Origin of the sequence: Streptomyces adustus (assembly GCF_009377175.1) — a bacterium.
GTDB classification, from domain to species: domain Bacteria; phylum Actinomycetota; class Actinomycetes; order Streptomycetales; family Streptomycetaceae; genus Streptomyces; species Streptomyces adustus.
This window is the reverse complement of the sequence record NZ_VJZD01000059.1, coordinates 1-24116: the sequence shown is the minus strand read 5'-3', so window position 1 is coordinate 24116 and position 24116 is coordinate 1. Positions and strand designations below refer to the sequence as shown.

General features: G+C 70.0%; 24 protein-coding genes and 3 pseudogenes. 13 read left to right on the top strand and 14 right to left on the bottom strand.

Going from position 1 to position 24116, the window contains the following annotated elements; genetic code table 11:
- Positions 1 to 79: 79 nt before the first annotated feature.
- From FNH09_RS17155 to FNH09_RS17145, 3 genes and pseudogenes are all read left to right on the top strand, one after another.
- Positions 80 to 547: a DUF6174 domain-containing protein gene (locus FNH09_RS17155; protein WP_202919677.1), complete on the top strand. Its 468-nt coding sequence runs from the start codon at positions 80 to 82 to the stop codon at positions 545 to 547.
- 261 nt (positions 548 to 808) lie between these two features.
- The gene (locus FNH09_RS17150; RefSeq protein ID WP_338017597.1) at positions 809 to 988 is read left to right on the top strand and encodes a CbtB domain-containing protein; all 180 of its coding nucleotides are present in this window, start codon (positions 809 to 811) and stop codon (positions 986 to 988) included.
- Positions 989 to 1001: 13 nt separating this feature from the next.
- A pseudogene (locus FNH09_RS17145) lies at positions 1002 to 1975 on the top strand (CbtA family protein).
- A 319-nt stretch (positions 1976 to 2294) separates the two neighbouring features.
- Here FNH09_RS17145 and FNH09_RS17140 read toward each other — a convergent pair.
- The gene (locus tag FNH09_RS17140) at positions 2295 to 2933 is read right to left on the bottom strand and encodes a TetR/AcrR family transcriptional regulator (protein ID WP_152888766.1); all 639 of its coding nucleotides are present in this window, start codon (positions 2931 to 2933) and stop codon (positions 2295 to 2297) included.
- 167 nt (positions 2934 to 3100) lie between these two features.
- Between FNH09_RS17140 and FNH09_RS17135 the strand changes: the two genes are divergently transcribed.
- Positions 3101 to 3862, top strand: coding sequence for an SDR family NAD(P)-dependent oxidoreductase (locus FNH09_RS17135; RefSeq protein WP_152888764.1), 762 nt, complete (start codon positions 3101 to 3103; stop codon positions 3860 to 3862).
- A gap of 994 nt (positions 3863 to 4856) precedes the next feature.
- Here FNH09_RS17135 and FNH09_RS17130 read toward each other — a convergent pair.
- Entirely contained in the window at positions 4857 to 5507 is a 651-nt protein-coding gene (locus tag FNH09_RS17130) for a TetR/AcrR family transcriptional regulator (protein WP_152888762.1), read from the bottom strand.
- Between the two features lie 156 nt (positions 5508 to 5663).
- On the opposite strand from FNH09_RS17130, the gene FNH09_RS17125 reads away from it, so the two are divergent.
- The 6 genes and pseudogenes from FNH09_RS17125 (at position 5664) to FNH09_RS17100 (ending at position 11875) form a co-directional block, all read left to right on the top strand.
- Positions 5664 to 7847 carry an MMPL family transporter gene (locus FNH09_RS17125; protein ID WP_162468706.1) on the top strand — a complete coding sequence of 728 codons (2184 nt, stop codon included), beginning with the start codon at positions 5664 to 5666 and terminating at the stop codon, positions 7845 to 7847.
- Positions 7848 to 7943: 96 nt separating this feature from the next.
- Positions 7944 to 8345: a YciI family protein gene (locus tag FNH09_RS17120; protein WP_152888758.1), complete on the top strand. Its 402-nt coding sequence runs from the start codon at positions 7944 to 7946 to the stop codon at positions 8343 to 8345.
- A gap of 13 nt (positions 8346 to 8358) precedes the next feature.
- Positions 8359 to 9609 carry an RNA polymerase sigma factor gene (locus FNH09_RS17115; RefSeq protein WP_152888756.1) on the top strand — a complete coding sequence of 417 codons (1251 nt, stop codon included), beginning with the start codon at positions 8359 to 8361 and terminating at the stop codon, positions 9607 to 9609.
- Positions 9610 to 9661: 52 nt separating this feature from the next.
- A pseudogene (locus tag FNH09_RS17110) lies at positions 9662 to 10026 on the top strand (DUF952 domain-containing protein).
- Between the two features lie 13 nt (positions 10027 to 10039).
- The gene (locus tag FNH09_RS49815; RefSeq protein WP_152888754.1) at positions 10040 to 11290 is read left to right on the top strand and encodes a HEAT repeat domain-containing protein; all 1251 of its coding nucleotides are present in this window, start codon (positions 10040 to 10042) and stop codon (positions 11288 to 11290) included.
- Between the two features lie 291 nt (positions 11291 to 11581).
- Positions 11582 to 11875, top strand: coding sequence for a hypothetical protein (locus FNH09_RS17100; protein ID WP_152888752.1), 294 nt, complete (start codon positions 11582 to 11584; stop codon positions 11873 to 11875).
- 231 nt (positions 11876 to 12106) lie between these two features.
- Here FNH09_RS17100 and FNH09_RS49510 read toward each other — a convergent pair whose 3' ends face one another.
- Positions 12107 to 12235 (bottom strand): hypothetical protein, encoded by a 129-nt coding sequence (locus FNH09_RS49510; RefSeq protein WP_274390234.1) that lies wholly within the window; start codon positions 12233 to 12235, stop codon positions 12107 to 12109.
- A gap of 487 nt (positions 12236 to 12722) precedes the next feature.
- Complete coding sequence (locus FNH09_RS17090; protein ID WP_152888748.1) at positions 12723 to 13733, bottom strand: helix-turn-helix transcriptional regulator; 1011 nt, start codon at positions 13731 to 13733, stop codon at positions 12723 to 12725.
- A gap of 93 nt (positions 13734 to 13826) precedes the next feature.
- Between FNH09_RS17090 and FNH09_RS17085 the strand changes: the two genes are divergently transcribed.
- Positions 13827 to 14225 (top strand): VOC family protein, encoded by a 399-nt coding sequence (locus tag FNH09_RS17085; RefSeq protein ID WP_152888746.1) that lies wholly within the window; start codon positions 13827 to 13829, stop codon positions 14223 to 14225.
- A gap of 83 nt (positions 14226 to 14308) precedes the next feature.
- On the opposite strand, the pseudogene FNH09_RS17080 reads toward FNH09_RS17085, so the two are convergent.
- The 9 genes and pseudogenes from FNH09_RS17080 to FNH09_RS17035 all read right to left on the bottom strand — a co-directional run.
- Positions 14309 to 14515, bottom strand: a pseudogene (locus FNH09_RS17080) (response regulator transcription factor); the annotation flags it as partial.
- A 419-nt stretch (positions 14516 to 14934) separates the two neighbouring features.
- The gene (locus FNH09_RS17075; RefSeq protein ID WP_152888744.1) at positions 14935 to 15624 is read right to left on the bottom strand and encodes an HAD family hydrolase; all 690 of its coding nucleotides are present in this window, start codon (positions 15622 to 15624) and stop codon (positions 14935 to 14937) included.
- A 731-nt stretch (positions 15625 to 16355) separates the two neighbouring features.
- Complete coding sequence (locus FNH09_RS17070; RefSeq protein WP_152888742.1) at positions 16356 to 17285, bottom strand: hypothetical protein; 930 nt, start codon at positions 17283 to 17285, stop codon at positions 16356 to 16358.
- Complete coding sequence (locus FNH09_RS17065) at positions 17282 to 18181, bottom strand: ABC transporter ATP-binding protein (protein WP_152888740.1); 900 nt, start codon at positions 18179 to 18181, stop codon at positions 17282 to 17284. The genes FNH09_RS17070 and FNH09_RS17065 overlap by 4 nt, the downstream gene beginning before the upstream one ends.
- On the bottom strand, positions 18159 to 18569 hold the full coding sequence (locus FNH09_RS17060) for a GntR family transcriptional regulator (RefSeq protein WP_162468705.1): 411 nt from the start codon (positions 18567 to 18569) through the stop codon (positions 18159 to 18161). The genes FNH09_RS17065 and FNH09_RS17060 overlap by 23 nt, the downstream gene beginning before the upstream one ends.
- Before the next feature lie 425 nt (positions 18570 to 18994).
- On the bottom strand, positions 18995 to 19297 hold the full coding sequence (locus FNH09_RS17050) for a hypothetical protein (protein WP_238426722.1): 303 nt from the start codon (positions 19295 to 19297) through the stop codon (positions 18995 to 18997).
- A gap of 12 nt (positions 19298 to 19309) precedes the next feature.
- Positions 19310 to 19648, bottom strand: coding sequence for a PGPGW domain-containing protein (locus FNH09_RS48570; RefSeq protein ID WP_238426721.1), 339 nt, complete (start codon positions 19646 to 19648; stop codon positions 19310 to 19312).
- Between the two features lie 286 nt (positions 19649 to 19934).
- Positions 19935 to 20285, bottom strand: a complete 351-nt coding sequence (locus FNH09_RS17040) for a DUF1330 domain-containing protein (RefSeq protein WP_338017594.1) — start codon at positions 20283 to 20285, stop codon at positions 19935 to 19937.
- Positions 20286 to 20302: 17 nt separating this feature from the next.
- Complete coding sequence (locus tag FNH09_RS17035; protein WP_152888734.1) at positions 20303 to 20653, bottom strand: nuclear transport factor 2 family protein; 351 nt, start codon at positions 20651 to 20653, stop codon at positions 20303 to 20305.
- Positions 20654 to 20772: 119 nt separating this feature from the next.
- Here FNH09_RS17035 and FNH09_RS17030 point away from each other — a divergent pair, with 119 nt between their 5' ends.
- Positions 20773 to 21552, top strand: coding sequence for a helix-turn-helix domain-containing protein (locus FNH09_RS17030; protein ID WP_152888732.1), 780 nt, complete (start codon positions 20773 to 20775; stop codon positions 21550 to 21552).
- Here the strand turns inward: FNH09_RS17030 and FNH09_RS17025 are convergent.
- The gene (locus FNH09_RS17025; RefSeq protein WP_152888730.1) at positions 21543 to 21881 is read right to left on the bottom strand and encodes a hypothetical protein; all 339 of its coding nucleotides are present in this window, start codon (positions 21879 to 21881) and stop codon (positions 21543 to 21545) included. The two genes, FNH09_RS17030 and FNH09_RS17025, sit on opposite strands and share 10 nt — an antisense overlap.
- Positions 21882 to 22195: 314 nt before the next feature.
- Here FNH09_RS17025 and FNH09_RS17020 point away from each other — a divergent pair, with 314 nt between their 5' ends.
- Positions 22196 to 23254 carry a right-handed parallel beta-helix repeat-containing protein gene (locus FNH09_RS17020; RefSeq protein ID WP_152888728.1) on the top strand — a complete coding sequence of 353 codons (1059 nt, stop codon included), beginning with the start codon at positions 22196 to 22198 and terminating at the stop codon, positions 23252 to 23254.
- The last annotated feature ends 862 nt before the right edge of the window (positions 23255 to 24116 follow it).

The window sequence follows — 24116 nt, the reverse complement described above, 5'->3', positions numbered from 1 at the left end:
CAAGGCGCCGACGCGCACCTGCTTGAACGTTTCCCAGCCGCCCCGCGTCACAGTGGTGACCGACCCCAAGGGAGTCACCATGACCGCCGGACGTTCCCGCGCCCGTCGCCTGTCCACCGCCGGGCTGCTCGCTGCTCTGGTATGCGCGACCTCAGCCTGCACCTCCTCGCCATCCGTAGAATCCGCCGCAACCGACGAGCCGCAGAGCGCCTGGGCGGAGCCCGCCTCGTACTCCTACACGCTGACATCAAGCACCCAGGTACTCGCCGGGACCTTCCGCGTGGACGTGTACAACGGCAAGGTGGCGAAGGTGACCGGGCTCGATGAGGACAGCCGGCGGCAGGTACGGGATCTGCCAGGCGAAATCCAGACGATCGGGAAGCTGTTGAAGACACTGCAGCAGGCCCACAGCGAGAACGCAGCCACGGCAGAGGCGGAGTACGCCGCCGACGGACACCCTGTGCGGATTTCCCTGGACTGGGACAAGAACGCGATCGACGACGAAGCCCTGTACACGATCAGCTCCTACGAGCCGATGCCCGGCTAGCGCCGGTCCGAGGGTGCTGTAGGCCATGTCGGCTGATGTCCCGCCTCCCCCTACCATCTGGGACGACAAGGACGACGGCGCCACGGAAGTCCGGTGAAAGCCCGGCACGGTCGCGCCACTGTGTACCACTCCGCTCGCCAGGCGAGGGTGGTGAGTCAGACCCGACGCCGTCGTCGAGTGCTCCACACGGTGCGGGACGCGTAGTTGCCGAGGAGGTCTCGCCATGGCGCAGTCCACTGCCGCCCCACCCCCACCACCCAGATCCTCACGCCGCTGCCGCTGGGGGCGATCGCCCCTTGGGCTGCCTTCTTCGGCGTCCTGATGCTGGTCCTGCTGTACTTCGTCGGCGCCGAGCAGGGTGCCACCGCCGTGGTCTCCGGTGAAGGCGTGCACGAGTGGGTGCACGACGCCCGCCACCTCCTCGGCTTCCCCTGCCACTGACGGAGCCTCCTTCATGAACTCCGTCACCGTACGCACCCTGCTGATGCACGGCATGCTCGCCGGTCTCGGCGCCGGCGGGCTCGCCTTCGTCTTCGCCTTCCTGGTCGGGGAAGGCCCCGTGGACGCGGCCATCGCGTTCGAAGAGGCCAACTCCCATGAACACGGCGGCGAGGAACCCGTCAGCCTCACCCGGCAGTCGACCGCCCGCCTCGCCACGGGCATGCTCGTCTTCGGCGTCGCCATCGGCGGCATCGCGGCACTCGCGTTCTGCTTCGCGCTGGGCCGCATCGGCCGGTTCGGGGCAGGGGCGACAGCGGCGCTCACCGCGCTCGCCGGATTCCTGCTCGTCTACCTGGTCCCGATCCTGAAGTACCCGGCGAACCCCCAGCCCTCGGTAGCCCGGACACCATCGGTGAGCGCACGATCCTGCTTGTGCTGATGATCGCGCTGAGCGTACTGCTGGGCACAGCGGCGATCCTGCTCGGCCGAAGGCTCGCTCCGGTGTGGGGCACCTGGAACGCCTCCATCGCCGCATCCGGCGCCTTCGTCGCGGTGATGGCGGTCGCGATGGTCGTCCTGCCGCACGGGGACAACACGCCGAACGGCTTCCCGGCGACCGACCTGTGGGAGTTCCGTCTGGCCTCGATCGGCATCCAGGCCATCCTGTGGGCCGGCTTCAGGCTGCTGTTCGGCTTCCTGGCCGAACGCATCCTGGAAACCGCGACCCGCGCGCGGCAGGGTCTCCACCCTGGTTGCCTGAGCCGACGCACACGAGCGGTGAGGTTCGGCCGGGGGCGCGCCCGGCAGAGCCCGCCGCTCAGCGTGTCGGTCAATCGTCGCTCATCTCCTGGAACTCGCCGTGCCAGTCGTGGTAACGGTGCTGGCACTGGAGAGGGAGGCCTGTGTGGCTGCTCATACCCCTGGTGCCCGCTCCGGCGAACGCCACGGCCGCCGCAGCGGCCACCACAGAACGCTTGGTGTTCCTGATCAAGGCTCTCGCCGCCGAACCAATGCCGGACGTACGGACCGGGGAGACGGTCCGCGCTCGCCATACCTCCAGTCTCGTGACGATGCCAACGGGAGGGAAGGGCGGACCGGTACCCGCGGCAGGGGCGACGAGACCGGGAGCACGCCCGGCTCAGACCGCCGGTGGCCGGATGGTCATGGTCTTGGAGACGGTGACCTGGTCGATCTCGGACACGCGCACGGTGACGCTCAGGGTCCAGGTACCGGCGACCGGGATCCTCAGACGATCGGCCGCCCGCTCAAGCTGCCTTGTCGCCCCGCCGTTCCCACTCGCGTCCGCTCAACCCACCCCCTCCGCCGCCGCCGTGAGCGCCGCCCGGATCGTCGCGGCCAGGGCCGCTTCCGCGCTCTCCGGGTCGGTGATCTCGCGGGCGGTGTGCCAGGCGTAGTGCTCGACGGCAGCGCGCAGGGCCGCGTTGAACATCGCCGCGTGGATCGCGGGCCTGAGGTCGTCGGCCGGCAGTCCCTCGCGTTCGGCCAGGGCCCGGGCGAACGCGGGCTCGGCCTCGTCGTAGGACTGGAGCCAGACCGCGCGCAGGCCAGGCTCCGTGCGGGTCAGTCGGACCAGCGCGCCGACGAGGTCGTGGGCCGGGCCCGCCACGAAGCGATCGTCCGTGGGCAGGGCCCTCTCGAACACCTCCTGCAGCGGCTGCCCCGGCCGCCACTGCCGCAGCGCGGCGGCGATCGCGTCGATACCCGCCGAGAACAGCGGGGATACGCAGCTCTCCTTGCTCGGGAAGTAGCGCCACAGGGTCCGCGCGGAGATGCCGACGGCCTGCCCGATCTGCTCGCCGGTGGTCGCGGCGACCCCCTGCGTGGCGAACAGTTCCACGGCGGCGCGGGCGATGTGCAGCCGGATCTCCGCCTTGCGCTCCTCGGTCAACGGCGGTCGTCCGGTACGTCCGTGGGTCGTCGTCATGGATCTCGCTCCGGGCTCCGGTGGCAGCTTCCACGGGAATTCTCCACGACTGATCTCCACGGGGGCGAAATTCGGCCCCGAAATTAATGTCACTCAGCGACATTAAGTCGTACTGTGGTGCCCGCACCGGGGCGCAGCGCCCCCCACAGGACAGACAGGAGCACCACATGGCCAGCGGACTCGACAGGCGGAGCGTCATCGTCACCGGCGCGGGGTCGGGCATCGGGCGCGCCGCAGCCCTGGCCTTCGCCGCCGAGGGCGCGAGGGTCGTGCTCGCGGACATCGATGCGGACGGCGCCGAGATGGCCGTCAAGGAGATCGAGGAGCAGGGTGGCACTGCCGTCGCCGTCGCCGGCGACCTGAGCGACCAGACTGTCGTGGACCAGGTGGTCGCGACCGCGGTCGCGCGGTTCGGCGGCGTCGACGTCCTCGTGAACAACGCCGGGATCATGGACCGGATGTCCGCGGTGGCGGACGTCAGCGACGCGGAGTGGGAGCGGGTCATCCGCGTCAACCTCACCGCCCCGTTCCTGCTCACCCGCGCGGTGCTGCCGCACATGCTTCAGGCGGGGAAGGGTTCGATCGTGAACACCGCTTCCGAGGCCGGTTTCCGTGGCAGCGCGGCGGGCGCGGCGTACACGGCCTCGAAGCACGGCGTCGTCGGCCTCACCAAGTCCCTCGCTGTGATGTACCGCAACCAGGGCATACGGGCCAACGCCATCGCCCCGGGCGGCACCGCGACCGGTATCGCGGTGGACCTGGAGGACGGCGCACACGGCCCGGCGGCGCTCGGCCCCTACTTCGGCAACGTGGGACGCGTCTCGCAGCCGGAGGAGCAGGCTGCCGCGATCCTCTTCCTCGCCTCGGACGCGGCGAGCAACATCAACGGCGTGATCCTGCCCGTGGACAACGGATGGTCGGCGGTCTGACCCGGCCACCCGGCCCGCGACCCGCCGCTCACCCACGAGCCCACACGGCTCGAGCGGCGGGGGCGCGCCTCCGCCATCCAGGTCGTTCCCCGTACCAGGTCCACGTCCAGGTTCAGCAGGGCGGGCCCGCGGTCGGGGTTGAGCCAGACCAGCAAGGGGTTTACGCACGCCCTCGGCTTGCCGGGGTAGCGGGCGAACAGGCTCGGCGGTGGGTCCGGTGCCGTCCGGAGCGAAGTAGCCGGGTGGCTTCGTCCACAAGAACGGTTTCCGGCCCAGGTTTTGGATGTTGTTGGTGATCTTCAGCAACCCCTCGCCACGCATCGGCCACGTACACATCGACCGACCGTTGACGGCAGGGTTCCAGGGGTGCGGTCATCGCGCTGATCTCCTTCGGGCTTCGACGCCTCGAAGATCAGCCGGTGGCCGTTCATCTATGCGGGCGCCATCCCAATGCCGGAGCAAACCCCTGGATCAGGTCGAACCCGTACACCACTTCCCTGGACGCAACCCCATCCCCATCCTCGGGGCGTCGGATCAGCGCCCCGATCCCACCGGGGCAACCCGGCCGCTATCCCGTCGCCTTGGGCATACCGTACGGTACACATCGGCCCTGAACCCGCCCGAGCCGGTCGCCCGGACGGCGCACGTCACCTTTCGCCGAGCGGCGTAGGAGAGATGAGCCCGCCTTCACCGAACTGGCACGACGCGACCAGCGATGAAAGCGCCTGCTCATCCCGTCCCACGTCGCTCCGGACGCCGAACCCCGGCAAGGGGGCGACGGAGTCCGTGCAGGCCGAACGTCGCGCCCTCAACACCCGCCACGTCGAAGCGGAACAGCGTACGGCGCGACACACCGTTCACCTCGGCCGGACAGCCGCGCAACCGGTCACCGCATCCTGCGCCCCGGGAAGGACGCGCGACCGGGAACTGCGGCGAAACCGTCGGCTCAGGCCCGTGGAACCGCGAGCCGCACGGCGGTCCCACAGCACCGCTTTCAGACGCCGTGTCGCCCCTGACCGACGTCGCCGACCGCGGCGCGCAGGTCTTCCTCGTCGGCGAGCAGCGGAGGCAGTGCTCTCGCTCCGGCGGGGTCGAGCGAGTCGAAGAGCAGGGCGATGAAGCGGGCACGCAGCGAGGGGGCGGCGCTGGGCAGCGCGAGACCGGCGACGGCCATGACGAGGAAGTGCGGGATGTCCTCGGCGGTGAGGTCGGACCGGATCTCCCCGGCCTCCTGCGCCCGCAGCAGGAGCGGGTGGAGCGAGGCACTGAAGTGCTGGAGGACGTCTACCGCCACGTCCGCGAAGTTGCTCGCGAAGGTGACCAGGCCTCGTTCCTCGGTGATCAGGTCGAGCAGTCGGGTGGCGATGTCCTGCAGCGCCTGGCGCGTGTCGGCGGCATCGGCCGCACGCTCGACCAGCGGAAGGAGGTCCGTTTCGAGGATGTCGTCCAGGACGGCGCGGACCACGGCTTCCCGGTTGGGAAAGTGCCGGTAGAGCGTGGCGATACCCACGCCGGCCTCGGCCGCGATCCGTTCCAGCGATCCCTCGCCCTTGCCCAGCACGATGCGTCCGGCAGCGGTGATGCGCTCCACGCTGGAGCGCGCGTCGACCCGGCGCCGGGGAGCGCGGTCATTCGTGATTGCCATCCGTGACTCTTCCCTGCTCTGCGACGAAAGCCGATGGCGGCCGTCCCATCGATGGTAGAACCCTATCGCATTGATAGTCACCTATCGGTTTGATAGTAGTCTCTCACTTCACCACGTGGCCTGGCCCACCAGGCCGTGACAGACAGGGAGAGCTCTGTGTCCGTTCTGCTGTACCGCCTGGGCAGATTCGCCTACGGCAAACCCTGGTACGTCATCGGAGGCTGGCTGGCCGTGGTGGCGTCCGTGCTGGCGCTCCTCGCGGTCAATCCCGTCCGGCTCAGCAACGAGGTGCGAATCGACGGCACCCCGTCCCAGCAGGTCATCGATGATCTGGCCAAGACCCTGCCGGAGGCGTCCGGCGGTCAGGGCATGCTGCTCTTCAAGGCCCCGGACGGTGCCCGGATCGACGACGAGAAGGTCCACGCGGCGGTGCTGGCGGCGGTGGACGCCGTCTACCGCCACGACCACGTGATCGACGTCCGGAAGCTCCTGGCCCGGGAAGCCGCCAAGGGTGCGGACAGCCCGCTGCTCCAGGCCCAGGCGGCCGTGACCGAGGCCGGCGGCCAAACGCCCGCCCCCCTTCAATCCGACGGTCAGCCTGTCCCGGGCGTGGTCGTCTCCGCCGACGGCCGGTCGGCACTGATGCAGTTCCAGTTCGACGAGCAGACCTACGAGCTGCCCTCCGGGACGATCGACAGCACCGTCAAGGCCGCAGAACAGCGCGCCGCCCGGGGCGATCTGGAGGTCCTGCCGTCCGCGTCGATGATGGAGATTCCCGAGATCGTCGGAGCCGGGGAGATCGTCGGCGTCGCCGTCGCGGCCCTCGTCCTGCTGATCACCCTGGGCTCGGTGGTGGCCGCGGGCCTGCCCCTGGTCATCGCCCTCGTCGGGGTCACGGTCGGGGTCGGCGGCGCCTTCACGCTCTCCACCGTGATCGAGATCCACTCGCTCGCCGCGGTGCTGGCCCTGATGCTGGGCCTGGCCGTGGGCATCGACTACGCCTTGTTCATCGTCAACCGTGAGCGACGGCTGATCCTGGACGACGGCCTGGACGCGCACGAGGCGACCGCGCGGGCGATCGGCACTGCCGGGAGCGCGGTCTTCTTCGCCGGCAGCACCGTCATCATCGCCCTCGCCGGACTGCTGGTCATCCGGATCGCCCTGCTCTCCACCATGGCCGTCGTCGCAGCCGCCACCATCGCCGTCGCCGTACTGCTCGCCCTGACCCTGCTGCCCGCCCTGCTCGGCCTGGTCAAGGAACGGATCTGCCCCACCCGGATCCGGCGCGCGGCCCAGCGGCGCACGCCGGCCGCCGAGCACGGACGGGCCACCCGCTGGGGAACGCGGCTGGCACGCCACCGGTACACCGCCCTCGCGGCCGCGATCCTGATACCCGCGATCCTGGCCGTGCCCGCCGCCGACATGAAACTGGGCCTGCCCTCCGGCGCCAGCTACAACCCCGACGCCGGGCAGCGCCGCAGCTACGACCTGACCAGCGAGGCCTACGGCCCCGGCTACAACGGCCCCCTCCTGGTCGCCGTCGACTCCACCACGGCCGGACGGCCCCTCGCCCCCGGGACTCTCGCAGCGGTGACCACGGAGCTGCGGGGTATCAAGGGCGCCACCTCGGTGTCCCTCGCGGGGATGAACGAGGCCGGTACGACCGCCATCCTCAGCCTCGTGCCCGGCAGCGGACCCAACGACGACGCGACCAAGGACCTCGTCACCGCCGTACGGGACAAGAGCGCCCAGATCGGCCGGGCCCACGGCACCACTCTCGGCATCACCGGCTTCACCGCCCTCGCGATCGACGTCTCCGACCGGCTCGCCGACGTGCTGCCCCTCTACGTCGTGGTCGTGCTCGGGCTCTCCCTGATCGTCCTGCTCCTCGTCTTCCGTTCGCTCCTGGTCCCCGTCATGGCCACCCTGGGATTCCTGCTGAGCGTCTCCGCCGCGTTCGGCCTCACCACCGCCGTCTTCCAGTGGGGCTGGATGCAGAGCCTGATCGGCCTCGACGCCACCGCACCGGTCGTGAGCCTGCTGCCCATCATCATCACGGGCGTCCTCTACGGACTCGCCATGGACTACCAGATGTTCCTGGTGACCTCCATGCGTGAGGCGCACGTCCACGGGCAGAGCGCTCTGGAGGCCACCGTCACCGGTGTCGCACGCGCGAGTTCGGTCATCGTGGCAGCGGCCACCATCATGGTCTCCGTCTTCGCAGGGTTCGTCTTCAACGCCCAGCCCATAATCAAACAGGCCGGCTTCGCACTCGCTGCGGGCATCCGCCGTCTCCAGGGCCAAGCAGCGGGACTCCTGACGCTCTTCCCGCGAGCCTGAAAAACTTCTGCGAGCGTGTAGAGAAGCGCGGGCCGGCTCCGACGTCCCCTGTGAGAGCCGCCCACCACAGGCGGACCGAGCCGAAGGAGCGGACTCATGAAGTACCTGGTGATGGTGCAGGGCACGCAGGCGGACTACGAGGCCCAGGCGGGCAAGCCCGCCGCGGGTCTCCCGGCCTGGAGCGACAAGGATATGCAGGTGATGTTCCAGCACATGGGGGCGATCAACAACGACCTCGCCGAGACGGGCGAGTTCATCGATGCCCAGGGGCTGGCCGAGCCTGCCAGGACCCGCCTCGTCAGCGCCGGCGCGGACGGCAAGCCCGTGATCACCGACGGGCCGTACGGCGAGACCAAGGAAGTGATCGCCGGTTACTGGCTCCTGGAGTGCGAGAGCCTGGAGCGGGTCACGGAGATCGCCGCGCGGGTCATCCAGTGCCCCGTTCCCGAGGGCGCGAACACGTACCCCGTCGTCATCCGGCCGCTCGGCGAAGTGTGAGCAGGGGAGACATTTGAGACGTACGAGCGAGGTCGAGGACCTGCTGCGCCTGCACGCGCCGCAGGTCCTCGGCGCGCTCGTACGCCGGTACGGGCACTTCGACGCCGCCGAGGACGCCGTACAGGAGGCGCTGCTGGCAGCGGCCGGGCGGTGGCCCGAGTCGGGGGTTCCGGACAATCCGCGGGGCTGGCTGATCAGGGTCGCCTCGCGGCGGCTCACGGACGCGCTGCGCAGTGATCAGGCACGGCGGCTGCGTGAGGAGAAGGCGGCGGCGCTCACACCGCCCGACGCCTTCACCGCACCGCCGCCCGGCCCCGATCGTGCACCCTCCGAGGACGACACGCTGACCCTGCTCTTCCTCTGCTGCCACCCGGATCTGCCCCCGCCCGCCCAGATCGCGCTGACGCTGCGGGCCGTCGGCGGTCTGACGACGGCCGAGATCGCCCGCGCGCATCTGGTGCCGGAGGCGACGATGGCCCAGCGGATCAGCCGGGCCAAGCAGCGGGTGAAGGGCACACGTTTCAGCCGCCCCGATCACTGGGAGGAGCGGCTGCCCACCGTCCTGCACACGCTCTACCTGATCTTCAACGAGGGCTACACGGCCACCTCCGGAGCCTCCCTCCAGCGCGCCGAACTCGCGGGCGAGGCCATCCGGCTGGCCCGTACGATGCACCGCCTGCTGCCCGGCGACTGCGAGGTCACCGGCCTGCTCGCCCTGATGCTCCTCACCGACGCCCGCCGCGCCGCGCGGACCGGGGCGGGCGGCGAGTTGATCCCCCTCGACGAGCAGGACCGCGGGCTGTGGGACAAGGCGGCGATCGAGGAGGGTGTGGCCCTGGTGACCTGGGCACTGTTTCAACGCCGCTTCGGCCCGTACCAGTTGAGGGCCGCGATCGCCGCCGTCCACGACGAGGCAGACTCGCCCGACAGCACCGACTGGCCCGAGATCCTCGGCCTCTACGACGTCCTCGTCCACCTTGTCCCCAGCCCTGTCGAACGCCTCAACCGTGCCGTGGCCATCGCCATGGTCCACGGACCGAAGGCCGGCCTGGCCGAACTGGACTTGCTCGCATCGGAGTTGACCACAGGCCACCGCCTGGACTCAGTCCGCGCCCACCTCCTGGAGCGCGCCGGCGACCCCGAGGCCGCCCGAGCCGCCTATGAGTCAGCCGCCGCCAAGACCCTGAGCCTCCCCGAACAGCGCTACCTCCGGGCCCGTGCGGCCCGCCTCGGCGACAACACTGACGACGTGGTGCGCGATTGAGGGCTGGGAGTGCCGGCCCCCCATCGCGCACCACGTCGTTGACGTGTCGCTCATGCCCGAACCGACGCACATCACCGAACGCTCCCCCTGGGACGCGGCCGGCGAGACCGGCACGTACGAGACACCGACGCGTGGCCGCACTCTCCAGGAGGAGGGCTTCATCCACTGCTCCGCCCGCGCCCGGCTCCCGCGCGCGGCGGCCTTCCTGTACGGCCCGCACGAGGGCCCGGATGGCCTCGCGGTCCTGGTCATCGACCCGGAACGGCTCGGCGTGCCGGTGAGGCACCGGGCCCGGAGCCGGGCGGCGAGGAGTTTCCCCACATCTACGGGCCGATACCCAGAGCCCGGACGGCGGTGACGTCCTCGTCGGCGGCGGCCGGGAACTCCTCGCGGCGGCCGATTGTCAGTGCCGTGTGAGACGTTGGGCAACGTGACAGAGATCAACACACCCCTGGCCGGTCTGGACACGGTCGACTGGGCTGGACTGGAGCACGCGTACGGGTGCGCCGACGACGTCCCCGGGCAGCTGCGCGACCTGTGCGCCGAAGACGTCGAAGCGCGCCGCAAGGCACTGCACGCCCTGTACGGCAACATCTTCCACCAGGGCAGCCGCTACCCGGCCTCGGCCGCAGCGGTGCCCTTCCTGGCCCGCATGGCGGCGGACGGCTCGTTGCCCGACCGCGACGAGTATCTGCAACTGCTGGCGGCGCTCGCCATCGGCTACGACGAGGCCCATCTGCCCGTCGGCCTGGACATCGGGGGCTGGCGGCGCGAGCTGGCCGAATTCCGCTCGCGGGACCCGCAGGACATACGTGCCGAGTACGACGCCTGGGTGGAGGCGGCAGCCGACGAGGGCGAGCGCCGGGTGCGCGAGATGCGGCGTGCGATGTTCGACTACGAGCGGCAACTGGATGCCGCGGAGGCCGAACTGGGAGCCTACGAAGCGGTGCGGGGCCAGCTTCCCGCCCTGTTCGCGTTGCTGGGCGACGACGATCCGACCGTACGTGCCGCGACCGCCTACCTGCTTGCGTGGTTCCCCGAGCAGGCCGCGGAGTCGTTGCCGCGGCTGCTGAGCGTGCTCGACGCCGATTCGGAACCTGTGGTGGTGGCCACCGCGCTGGTGTCCGCCGGGCTCGTGGGCGACGCCGGGCTCGTGGAGCGGCTGACGTCGTTCCTCACGGCCGCAGAGCCGGTCGTTCGGTGGGCCGCGGCGACCGCCCTCGCCCGGCTGGGCGCCACGGGCGCCGAAGGCGCCGAGAGCGCCGTGAGCGCCGGGGTGCTCGCCGAACTGGCGGCCGCCGAAGCGGAGCCACCCGAGCCCGGGGTGTTGTTTCACGGGGGCGATCTGCGGGGGTACGCCGCAGCCTCGCTCACCCTGCTGGCCGACCGGTTCCCGGAGGAAGCCCTGGACGCCGTGACCTACGGGCTGTCCGCGACCTCCGGGCCGGCCAGCTTCCCGGTCGCCGCAGCGGCCCTGCGACTGGCCTTCGCAGAGCCGGGACCGAACGGCCCCCCAAAGTTCGTCGAGCTGACCCAGCGGCAGCAGCGACTGATACGCACACTCGGCTCGCTGGACGCGGACACCTGGAGGTGGGCGAACTTCTGCGAGATCGTCCGCCAGTGGGGTCTGCCCCAGCAGCGCGAGGCGATGCGCGTCTACGCCGGCATGCCGCAAGAGTGATCGCGCACGCAGCGGCCCAGACCCTGTCGGCCGGGACACCACAGGGCCAGCAGGGGCGCTGAGATTTCCCCGGCACCGGGCCAGGAATGACCGCCGCGGGCCTAATGCAGGCCGTCACATCGAGCGCGCAGACCCTCACCGACACCGACCGACCAGACCGTCGCCCTCGAAGCCCTCGCCCTGCCCGCGCTCACGGCCAGCGGCCCGCACGGCTGACAGACTCCCGTGCGGGCCGGGAACCCTCTCCCCGAGCCCGGACCGCATCTCAGGGCGGCCGCCCTGAAGCGCGCCATGAACGTACTGACTCCCCTCCCGGCCGTACTCGGCGAAGGCAGCCATCAGCTCACCATCGCAGCCGAGCGCACCGACGGTGCACTCGTCACCGCGAACCTGTGCGTGTCCGTGGAGGCGTCACCGCTGCGGATGCAGCACACCGAGCAGGGCTGCCTCCACTCTCTCGCCCTGCTGACGTTCGCCCTGGACTACAGCACTATCCGGCGCGCCGTCCTGGCCACGACGACCCCCGGCGAGCCGTTCCCGCGCGCAGCGGCTGGAGCGTACGAGACGGATGGGTGCACCACATGAACCGCCGCGCCCCGCAAAGGGCGGCGTCCCCTGCGCCGGCAGCGCCGTGCCGCTGCGCCTGGTCCACGATCCCCCACAGCTGCCTCAGATCCCCGGCACCGACACGGCGAGCAGGCAGTCGAGACACCCGCCGCCGCCATCCTCGGCAGGGGGACGCACCCGCAGCGGTGACGATCGCTCAGGTGCGAGGCCGACGCGCAGGAAGGGGGGAAGCCCCGCGCGCCGGTGCGATCAGAGGTCGTGACCGCGAGCAAGCTCCACAATGACGGCCCACAGAGCGCGAACGCTCAAGGCAACCGCCACGCGTGCAGCCAACTCCCGGACGACCTTCGCCCGCTTGGTCGACTCTTTGTCGCCCATGTCTCCTCCTCTCCGGTGAGAACCGAGGCCCTCGCACACGGCGCAGGGCATCGGCCCCTCCCCCCGGGAACGAGTCGGAGACACAACCAACTTAACGCCGCAAAGCGGCATTTGAAAGCAGGGCGTACCCCGTGAACCGCGCCCAGCACTCCCGCGCAGTCACCCCCCTCGGACACCACCCGGCACGCGACACCCGGCCGGTTATACGCCCAGCGGGACCCGCCCCCAACAGTTCGCGCATGATCACCAGCACATCAAGCAACTCAACCCGGCGCTCACTCAACCACCGCTGCACGGCGGCCATCTGCCCGAGGACCTACAGACCGTGCCCGCCCCGGGCAGCCCCGAGCACGGGGACTGGCTGCACGAGCGGGACCGGTTCATCACCCGCAACCTCTGCCCGGCCGTGGGCACGCCACGGGCCCGGACCTTTGGTGAGAGGTCCGGGCCCGACACTCGTGAAGGGGCCCTGTCCAGCTGTGCCATCTCATGGCATTGGCTCCTCGCGGTCAGGCCCGGCGGCGTAGGACGTGAGGCGATCGGCGAGCGCGGTGACGAGGTCGCGGAGTTCGTCGGGGCGCTCGATGACGAACGGCCGGTCGAGTGAGGCGAGTACCGGAGGCAACCAGTCGAGCCGCTCCGCCCGCAGCTCGACGCGCAGCCAGCGCTCGGTCGCCCGGTCCTCGCCCGCCACGGGCGCGCACTCCTCCAGGTTGGCGACGCCGGCGGGAAGGCGGGCGCGGATCTGCTCGACCGTCCCGTGGATCCGCAAGGTCACCTCGTGCCGGTACTCGGCCGTGGCGAACGCTGACAACACGCGATCTGCCGGACCGGGACCCACTGGCGCTTCGAATGAGCCGGGCAGAGTCCGCGCGTCTGCGATGCGATCGAGCCGGAAGGTTCGGTCCTCGCCGATCTGGGCGTCCTTGCCCGTGACGTACCACCGGCCCCCATGGGCGACGATCCCGTACGCGTGCAGCGTGCGTTCGCTGCGCCGTCCGTCGCGGTCGGTGTAGCGGATCGAGACCGGTCGGTGGTGGCGCACCGCATCGGCGATGGTGAGCAGGACCCCAGCGTCCGGGGTGTCGAACTCGCCGGGCTGATCCGTGAAGGCGAGGGCTTCCAGGAGTGTGTCGAGCCGACGGGCGAGGTGCTTGGGCAGCACCCGCCGGATCTTCGCCGACGCCGTCTCGCTTGCCGTGCGCTCCGTCGTCGTCAGCCCTGCCCGGCGGCCGGCGACCAGGCCGAGCAGCACGGCCAGCGCCTCGTCGTCGCTGAGCATGAGCGGAGGCAAGCGGTACCCGGGGGCCAGCCGGTACCCGCCGTAGCGGCCGCGCACCGACTCCACGGGCACATCCAGGTCGATCAGCTGGTCCACATACCGGCGCACCGTGCGCCCCTCTACGCCGAGACGGTCGGCGAGCTCGGCCACCGTCCGGGTGCCGCCCGACTGCAGCAGCTCCAGGAGTGTCAGCACGCGTCCGGTGGGGCGAGACATGGTGGCAGCCTAACGCGAATACAGGACCGATTCTGTCCACTATTTCCCCTAGCCTGCGACGAGCACGCCTCAAGCACAGCCAAGGAGATTCCCATGGACTTCGTCTCGATCCGCATCATCACCAGCGACGTCGCACGCCTCGTCACCTTCTACGAGCGAGCCACAGGAGCGCGGGCGACGTGGGCCACCGAGGACTTCGCCGAACTGAAGACCGCGGGCGCCACCCTCGCGATCGCCGGCACCCGCACCGTCCCGCTGTTCGCCCCGGGCTCTGCCCGCCCGGCGGACAACCACAGCGTGATCACCGAGTTCCTCGTCGACGACGTGGACCGCGTGCACCAGAACCTGACCGGCTTCGTCACCGACTTCGTCAACGAGCCCACCACGATGCCCTGGGGCAACCGGTCGCTGCTGTTCCGCGACCCCGACGGCAACCTCGTCAACTTCTTCACCCCCGTCACCCCGGCGGCCATCGAAAAGTTCGCACGCTGATGGCACGGTCGAGTATCGAGCACCGGGTGGGATCGACCGAGGGGTGAGCGGTCCTGGCGATCGAGGTCGGCGGATTGCGCGGATTCGCCGGGTGCGACGAGTCCTGTCTCGTAGGCGAGGACGACGGCCTGGGCTCGGTCGCGCAGGGTCAGCTTGGCGAAGATACGGGCCACATGTGTCTTCACAGTCGCTTCGCTCAGTGCCAGTTGCTGGGCGAGTTCGGTGTCGGACAGGCCCTCGCCCATGAATGTCAGTACCTCGCGTTCGCGTGGTGTCAGTACGGCAAGGTCAGCAGCACAGCTCACCATCGCCAAGGTGCTGCACGACGAGTGGCTCTCCTCCGCTCACCAAGAACCTCCGCCGGACCGCCCCCGCCCGCATGATGCTGACGGGCGCGTACGCTCCGGTGCCAGCTGCCCGGCCTCGCGCCTGGCACAGTGCGCGGGCCGGGCAGCGTGGCCCTTGGGGTGAGGTCGAGCCGGTTGTTCATGCCGAGCTCGAATACGCCGTCAGGATTCACGTGAGTCCAGAACAGCGGGGACACGGCCCGCCGGCCGGCGTCGGTGAGCCCGGTCCGGATATGAGTACGGCCACCGGCTGATGTTCGGGATGTCGAAGGCTCAAAGGAGATCAGCACGATGACCGCACCGGACAGTCTGCCCCGCCGGGTACTCGGCATCGCGCCGAAAGTCGCCCCGGCCGGGCCACGTCACAGGAGCTGGAGCACCTCGGCCAGCGCGCCGGGACGCTGGTCGACGGGCAGGGGATCGACCAGGTGGACGCGGCACCCCAGCGTGGCAGCGCCGGTGTCCGCGTCAGGCTCGTCTCCCACCATGAGTGCATCGCCGGGTGCCACTGCGAGTTTGTCGCACGCCATCTGGAAGATCCGGGGATCGGGCTTCTTCACCCCGCGTTCGAAGGAGAGGAAGTAGGCGTCCACGAGGGAATCGATACCGTGGTCGCGGAAGACAGGGCGCATGTCCCAGCCGATGTTGCTGACGACGGCGACCGGGATGCCTCGCCGTCGCAGGGCGCGGAGGGTCTCCTCGGTGTCGGGATAAGGCAGCCATGCCCCGGACACTTGGGAACGTTCATACAGGGCCTCGGCCAGGTCGGCCGCAGGCAGCTCCGCTTCCCGGGCAAGGGCGGTGAAGGCAGCCCGGTGCCGTTCGGCGGTCAGATCGCGCTCCAGCCACAGTGCCCGCAGATGGGGCGGCACGGTGCGCGGAGGAACCCCTCCGGGCTGAGCCCCGAACTCCTCCAGCCGACTGACGCACGCCTCGAGTTCACCCTCGGGCACGTCCAGAGCGGCCTTCGCTGTCACCGCGCGCAGCCACTGCGCGGCCGATTCGATCCGGAAGAGGGTCCCGGAGAAGTCGAACATCACACCCTTGATCATGCAGCCGATCCTGGCGGCGCCGACGAGCCGGCCGCAACCCGAGCAACCCGCCAACGACCCGGGACCCTTGATGCCCGGATCAACAGAGGAAGAAGACCCACTCTGACCAAATCAGGAATCGAGCCGGGTCGGACCGGTCACCGCAGGCTGAAATCCCGTTCAGGAACCGGATACTTCCGGATGGCCCGCCCGAAGAAACCTCCACGAGGCCCGGCCTTCAGCCCGCCGCCGGAGGTGCGGTGCCCTCCACCCGGCAGCCGCCTTTCCATGTGCCGAGATGAACAACGACATCCACGCGCCCAAAGTAGGGGTATGTCAGGGACACAAACCCTGCCAGAAGCCGTATGACGCGCTGCGGGCTGGTCCAGGCGGAGGGAGCCTTCGGCGCGTGCAGCCCATGCACGGCGGCGGTCTCGGCCGGTTCGTGGTCCGTACGCCGCATGGGAGTTCTCCTTGGGCAGGCTGGAACGAGGAGGCGAAGGCAGCACGGATCACCGCAGGTCGGAGCATCGACCCCACTGATGTGGCGGGGCGCGTGGAGACCCTGCGGGAAGGTGGTGGGGACACCTGGCAGGCGACGATGAGCAGGGGGTGTGCCGCACGGTGGTAGGTGCGAGTACAACGACCGCGGGCGTCGGCAGGGATCGTGCCGGCGGACCCGGCCTGTAAAAGCCTTACCGGGTCCGCCCGTTGGGGCACGGGAGGCGGCGCGGTGCGCGCGCCGCGGCGAGTTACGCGGTGCGGCGGCGCAGAACGCGCAGGGTCGCGACGGCAAGCAGGGCGGCGAGCGCCAGGACGAGGACGCCGGAGGCGATCTGGTAGCCCCAGTAGTCGCCGGAATCGAGGGAGTTGACGAGGTAGGAGTCCTGCGGGAGCAGGTCGTCGAACTGCAGACCGAGCACGCCGCCCGGGTGGAAGCCGTGGACCTTGGAGAAGAGCGGGAAGTCGGCCAGCAGGACGAGGCGGGAGCGGACCAGTACGGCGACGAGCAGCCAGGTCAGCGCCGGCGCCGCGACGACGGCGAGCCAGGAGCGGCGCAGTACCGTCCCGGTGAACGCGCCCGCGGCGACCCCGAGGACGACGTAGGCGAGGGTGACCGGGCCGACGGTGAAGTATGCGGTCTGCTGGTCGGCGCCGTGTACCAGCAGGTCGAGCCGGTAGGCGTGTGTCGCGCTGCGCTGGTAGAGCACCACGAGCGGCGCAGTGAGCAGCGTGCAGAGTGTGGCAAGGGTGGCCCAGCGGGCCGTGAACCAGCGCTGGGGGGTGAGGGACTGGGTCAGTGCCAGGGTGACGCGGCGGCTCTCCCACTCGCGCGCGGTCAGCAGTCCGGCGAGTGCGGCAGCGTACAGGGCGGGCCGGAAGACGACGGAAGCGTTGTCGGAGATCAGCTTCGCGGTCTTGTTGTGGGCGTCGTCCGCGTAGCGGCCGAAGTGGTAGGCGTGCGAACCGACGTGGGCGCGCAGCGCGACGGCGTCGGCCCAGCCCCCGTAGTGGTAGGCCACCACAGCCGCGGTCTGCGCGAACACCGCCGCCAGAATTACAAGCGGGATCCAGTACTGCCGCAGCGCGATCCGTACAAGCGGCAGGCGGCCGCCCGGACGGGGGGCTGTCGGCCCGGTGCCTTCGAGGACGTCGGAGGCGGTGGGGGCGGTGGGACTCATGCGGCGGGTTCCTTGATCAGTGGTATGGAGGTGTCCGGGGTACCGAGGTGGGCCAGCACGAGCTCGTCCAGCGAGGGTGTGCGCACCTCCCAGTCGGCCGGCAGCGGCGCTCCGGACGGGCGGATCAGGGCACTGGTGCCGCGGCCGACGAGGCGGGACTCGATCACGGTGTGGCCGGCAAGGCGCTCGGGGCCTCCGGCAAAGGTGACCACGGCGTGGGAGGCGGTGACGTCGTCGATGCCGCCGCACAGACGGGTGCTGCCCTCGTCGAGCAGGAGCAGGTGGTCGCAGGTATCGGCGAGCTCGCTGATGATGTGCGAGGACATCACGACGGTGGTGCCGGTGTCGGCGACATGGGCCATGAGCAGGCCCATCAGTTCCTGGCGGGCCAGGACGTCGAGGTCGGCCATCGGCTCGTCGAGCAGGAGCAGGTCGGCGCGCTTGCCCAGGGCGAGGGCCAGACCGATCCGGGTGCGCTCGCCGCCGGACAGGTTGCCGACGCGTTCCTTGCTGTGGAAGTGCGCGGGGCCGGCGATCCGCTCGGCGAGCCGCACATCCCAGTTGCCGGGGTTGAGGCGGGCGCCCAGGCGCAGCGTCTCAGCGACGGTGAACCGGGTGAACAGCGGCCGGTGCTGGGCGAGGTAGGCCACCTTGGGGTGACCCGCGTGCGGCGGACCGCCGAGGACCGTGACGCTTCCAGAAGTGGGCCGTTGCAGGCCGGCGGCCAGTTCCAGCAGCGTGGACTTGCCCGCGCCGTTGGGGCCGACAAGAGCGCACACCACCCCGGCCGGCACGGTGAAGCCACAGCCGTCGAGTACGTCCGGACCCCCGCGCCGGTATCTCTTGCTGACGCCGTCGGCCGCCAGGGCCGCGTCAGGACTGGTGAGGTACGACATCGGGTTCCTTCGAGGGGTAGAGATCTTCCAGTACATCGGCGAAGAGGGCGGCGAGGTCGTCGCGCTCCAGTCCTGCCGCACGGGCACGGCCCGCGACGTCCGCGAGCTCGGCTCGCCAGGGCGAGTCGGCCGAGGAACGGCCGAGCGTGCCGGTCACAAAGGTCCCGTGCCTGCGCCGGGTCTCGACCAGGCCCTGGGACTCAAGCTCGCGATACGCCTTGAGCACGGTGTTGGGGTTCAGCGCGGTCGCCTCCACGACCGCGCGGGCCGTGGGCAGCCGGTCGCCCGGCTGCAACAGCCCCAGCCGCAGAGCCTGCTGGACCTGCTGGACGATCTGCACGTAAGCGGGGATGCCTCCGCGCCGATCGATCCGGAAGTCGAAGCCCACGACCGAACCCCCAATGCATCAATGAACTACCTGAATAGTGCATTGAATCGTTCCCGCACGTCAAGCCGCCCCTACAAGCCCCAACAGCGCCAGGCCGCCGACACTGTCGCGTACCTCGCCGCAGGCAGCGGCTCCACCCCGAGCCGGCGCGGCACCCAGAACCCTGGCGAATTCGGGCATCAAGCGACTGAACAGCGGAACGAAACGCCCCTAACGCAGCGGCCGGCCGCCCGACCGAGCCGCCCAGCGCCGCCGTATCCAGTCACCGGCCTCCCCTGCTGCGCCCAGGACAACGGCGGATGCGGCGCACCCGGCAAGTGATGCGGGCTGCCCAAGAATGGTGCCCGTCAGCCAGAACAGGCCGGTAAGGACTGTCCACCAGCCAATGACCGACCAGACCGCAACTCGTCGGCGCGACTTCGGTGTCATCGAACGCCGCCTTTGGCTGTGCCGAGGCGGGCCAGACCGGCCAGCAGGCATCCGGCCACCCCGACGATCCCGCCGACGGCGGTCAGGGCCAGGCTCATTTCCGGGGAGGCACCGCCCAAGCGGGGGATCGCGTTCAGGGGTGCTACGGCGTAGAGGGACAGGAGGGCCCAGCCGTGGGCGCGTACCGGCGCGAGCTGGGCCCGCAGGCGGGCCGGTGCCCAGCCGGCGGCCATCGCCAGCCCAGCGGGCAGCAGGGTGAGCGAGAAGATCGTCAATCCGATCCACTGCCAGGTCATCATCGTCGTGTCCTGTCAGCTGTGCTGGTGGCGGGCGGATACGGCCATGACGAGGCCGGTGAGGAGCAGGGCCAGGCCGATGATGAGGACGGGAAGTCCGGGGCCGGGCAGGAAATACATGGCCACACCGGCCAGAGTCACAGGTGCGCCGATAGCGGCTGTCACCCTGGCCATTCGTCGCTGCGACACGGGCTGCTCCTTGTTCGGGACTGCGGGAGATGTGACGGCCGGGATGCTGCGGCTGGCGAGGCAGGCGGTGAGCGCCCTGATGAGCAGCGCCCTGGCCGCCGCCCATCCGAAGCTGCTCTCGCCGATCACGACGCTCGCCACGGCGGCGGTCGCGCTGGCCACCATAGCCAGGAGTTGCCGGCGAACACCGAATGCCGTCAGGCACTGCGACATGCTGTGGCCCGTGCGCGGCTGCGCGCTCCCCGATGCCGGCGGGTCCTCGCCGACTGTCTGGTGTACCGCCGGAAGCGTCTCGCCAGGTCGCGCACGCGCTCGACCAGCCCGGCATCGAGCCGGCGATGCTTCCCGTCGACGTCGCCGAACATCCCTATCTGCGGTGCCAGGTGATCGGGATCGTTCACGGCGACGTGGACGGGAAGCTGCGGGGCACCGCTGAGTGCCCGGTCCGCGCTCAGTTCGTCGGCCCGGCCGGGGCGTTGTGAAGCGGGAACGGTTGCCGGATCTTGTCGCTTGCGCGATAGCTGCCGGGTACACCCTCGACCAGTGCGAGCATTGAGGTCGCGTGCTCCGTGCGGAGCGGCAGGGTCGCCCGGTAGTCCGGCGATTCGTACCACTCCTGCGCGCGGGTCGGATCGGGGATCTCGAGTATCACGATGCCGCCGTTCCAGGTTCCCTCGTGCACGACGAGCCGTCCGCCGTGCACGAGGAAGCGTCCGCCGTACGGTGCCATCGTGGCCTTGATCCGCTCGAGGTACTCCGCGATCTCCGGGCAGATGGCGACGTTCTCCAGGTAACCGATCACGTACCCGCGCGGCGCCGTCAGGCCGGCACCTTGTCCAGGAAACCGTGCACGTCCTGGATCCGGCCCGACTCGTCCAGCACCAGGACGTCGAACCCGATCACCAGCGGCTCGGCTCCCTCCGGACCCAGGCCCCAGCGGAATCGCACCTGACGATGGTGAGCGTCGGCCTCACCGACCTCGGTGAAAACAAACCCCGGAAACTGCGCCTGGACGCCGTCGACGATCGCAGCGATCCCCTCATGGCCGGAGGCCTCGGCCAGCGGATCGGTGTAGGTCGCCTCGGGCGACCAGTACTCGGAGATCAACGCCGCCCGCTCGTCACCGGTCGCGTTCCAGGTGGCCAGGTACTGCTGGACGATGCCCTTCATGTTCAGTTCTCCCGTTCGTCTCGATCGGCTGATGTCCCAGATCCTGGCCCGGGCCGGTCATCCGATCCATGACCTCACAGGTCATGGCACCCCGGACACAGAGACTTAGACTCGCAGGCATGAGCGTTGCAGCCGAAGTCCCGCCGGTCGGTGCGCTGCTGCGGACCTGGCGTGAACGACGCCGGTTCAGCCAGCAGGAGCTGTCCAACCGTTCGCGGGTCTCCACCCGGCACCTCAGCCGGGTGGAGACCGGCAAGGCACACCCGACGCCGGAGATGCTCATGCACCTCTCCGACAACCTGGATGTGCCGCTGCGTGATCGCAACCAGCTCCTGCTGGCCGCCGGATACGCACCGCGCTATCAGGATCACCGACTGGACGACGCGTCGATCGCAGTGGTGATGGACGGCCTGCGCCGACTCCTCGACGCCCATCTGCCGTACCCCGCGCTGCTGTTGGACGATCACTGGGACATCGTCGACGCCAACGCTGCCGTTGATCAGCTCCTGGCCGGTTGCGCGCCGGAACTGCTGGAGCCGCCGATCAATGTGGTCCGGGTCTGTCTGCATCCGGACGGGCTGGCCGGCCGGATCCGCAATCGTACGGAGTGGGGCAGCCATCTGCTGCAGCAGGTGAGCCACCGTGCCGAGCGCACCCATGACCAGCGCCACCACGAGCTGGCCGCAGAGATCGCCGGATACCTCAACAAATCCGATGCCGCCACCCCCCTCACGGGACCAGTGATCACCCTCGAAATCGATGTGGCCGGCACCCCTCTCCGGTTCTTCAGCACCTCCGCCACCCTCAGCACCGCTACCGATGCCGCCCTGGAAGGGCTGCATCTCGAGACGTTCCTGCCAGCCGACGACGAGACCCGACGCCGGTTCGATCAGCGGTAGACCACGCCAGAAGCCTCCCCTCGCACGCCAGACACCACCCCGATGCCTGCGCCGGTGATCTCTCGCCTGCCAACACTGAGGCCGTTGATCACGTCCCACGCAAGTCGGGTCGAGTCTTGACCGGCGTCGCGAGCGTCTCCCTGCCTGCGGCCTTGTACTTGCGCCGCCAGGGTGCCCACGGATCGCTCCGACACCCCGAACACCTCGGCCGCCTGCCGGTACGTCCGCACGTATCCCGACTCCAGCGCGGCCACCACGCGCAGCCGCACCACCTCCTGCGCGGCAGGCGCCGGACGCCGCCAGGACCGGCGCGCGACGGCTGCCCGCACCGCGAGACGATCCGGGCTGCCCCGGCCTCGCTCGCCGTCCCCGCCTGAGCATCCGTCCGGTGGTCACCCACCAGGGCAGCCCATACGTGCACCTGGGCGTGATCCGTGCCGATGCCGCCGAGAAGCAGACGGAGGCGACCCTGAGCGCCGAGTAGAGCGCGATGCGGCCTGCCCGTGCGCCGAGCATCCCCCGGTTGGCGCACAGGCTTCCTGCACAGGAACCACACTCGCCCTGGTCCCTCGCCTGCTCGTGACATGCCCTCGGACGGACCATCCGGCAGCCCAACGAGCTATCGGGTCATAACGTACCGAAGATGAAGAAACGTTACATCGCCTTTCTCGTGAGTGCGGTAGCGTTCGTCGGCTCCTGCGCCGCCGCCGCATCAACGGACACGGCACAGCGGACGCACACCGTGCATCCGGGGGAGTCGATCCAGAAGGCGGTGGACACCGCCAAGGCGGGCGACACCGTGCTGGTGCTGCCCGGCACGTACCACGAGAGCGTCAAGGTGACGACGCCCGGCCTGACCCTGCGCGGCACGGGCAACACCACCATCCTCCAGCCGGCCGCAAAGTCGGCGGACGACTGCGGCAAGCGCGGCAACGGCATCTGCGTGTCCGGCACCAAGACCAAGCGGCTCACGGGCGTCACCGTCTCCGACCTCAAGGTGACCGGCTTCTCCTACGCCGGGGTGATGGCCCTGGCGACCGACGGGCTGACCGTGCAGCGCGTGACCGCCGAGAAGAACACCGTCTGGGGCCTCGCCGAGGAGCGCTCCCAGCACAGCCTGTACCGGCAGAACACCGTCCGCAACAGCGGGGACGCGGGCATCTTCCTGGCCAACACGCTCACGGTCGAACAGGGCTCCGTCGACACCAACCACACGCAGATCGCGCAGAACACCCTGACGGGCAACCGGATCGGCATCACCATCCGCCGACTGCGCAACCTCACCGTCACGAGCAACGACATCACCGGCAACTGCATGGGCGTCTCCATCGTCGGCGACGAGAACAAGCCGAAGGCCGGCGCGGTGACCGTGCGCGGCAACCAGGTCATGAAGAACAACAAATACTGCGCCAAGACCAAGCGGCTGCCGTTCCTCCAGGGCTCGGGCATCCTCCTGTCCGCCACCGACACGAACGACGTCACCGGCAACGTGGTCACCGGGAACTCCGGCACCTCCCCGCTGTCGGGCGGCATCGTGCTCTTCAAAAGCTTCGTCGGCGCCACCAGTGACAACAACCGGATCAGGAACAACTCGCTGCGCGACAACTCCCCCGCCGACCTGGTCAACCAGGAGGCTGCCCAGCGCGGCAACGCCTTCGAGCACAACACCTGCCGGGCGTCCCAGCCCGAGGGCCTGTGCTGAGAGGCCGGCCACGACACCCCGTCGCAGCACAGGGGGGCGGGCGGCCCGGCCGGGTCCTGGCATGCCGAGACCTCACCAGCCGGGGACGACGGAGAGGTGGCTGGTGGGGCTCCTACCCGCGGTTCTCTCGTGATCTGCCGACGGTAGGCAAGTTCGCGGTGGTGTGAAGCGGCCCCTTCCCCGGCAGCTGCAATGCCGGGGAAGGGGCCGCTTTGGTGTGCGGGCCGGCTACCCGAGCCAGATGGCGTCGATCACATACAGGCGGCCCGCTGCGCGGTTGATCCGGGAGACGGCGGTCAGCGATCCGACCGCGGCCGCGCGAACGCCGTCGTCTTCGTCTTCGGGGGCGCGGGCATCAAACGGCGGTCAGGTCCACGAGTCACAGCCGGCGATGTCCAGCGCGTCGCACAGCATCGCGACCGCGTGCGGCGGGAGTTCGGCAAGCACCTTCGAGGCCTGCAGCGACACCCGGGCCGGCCACGCTTCGCCGGACGCCGGCGGGGCCCGCCTTCGTGTGACGACGTGCACGCGGAAGACGTCCGAGCCGCCGAATCGCGCTCCACGAGCGATCTGACGCGTGCGGGGCGGGCCTGGCAGCCTTCTCACCACCCGGCAGGGAACCCACAGACTCCCCCGCACCCGACCACAGCCCCCCCCCGTTACCTTTTTCGTGGCTCCGCAACGGGGCCTCCGGCCTTCGGATCCGGCATGACTTCCCCCCCTTGTTGTTCATGACAATGCCGTTGCTTTTGGGGTGTGCGTGCTGTTGAGCCATGCGTGTTGGTGTCGCGTCTGGAGCGGCTGGGGTTGGGCATCCTGACTCGGTCGTGTCCTGCTGAGTTGGTGGACCGGGTCGTTGCTG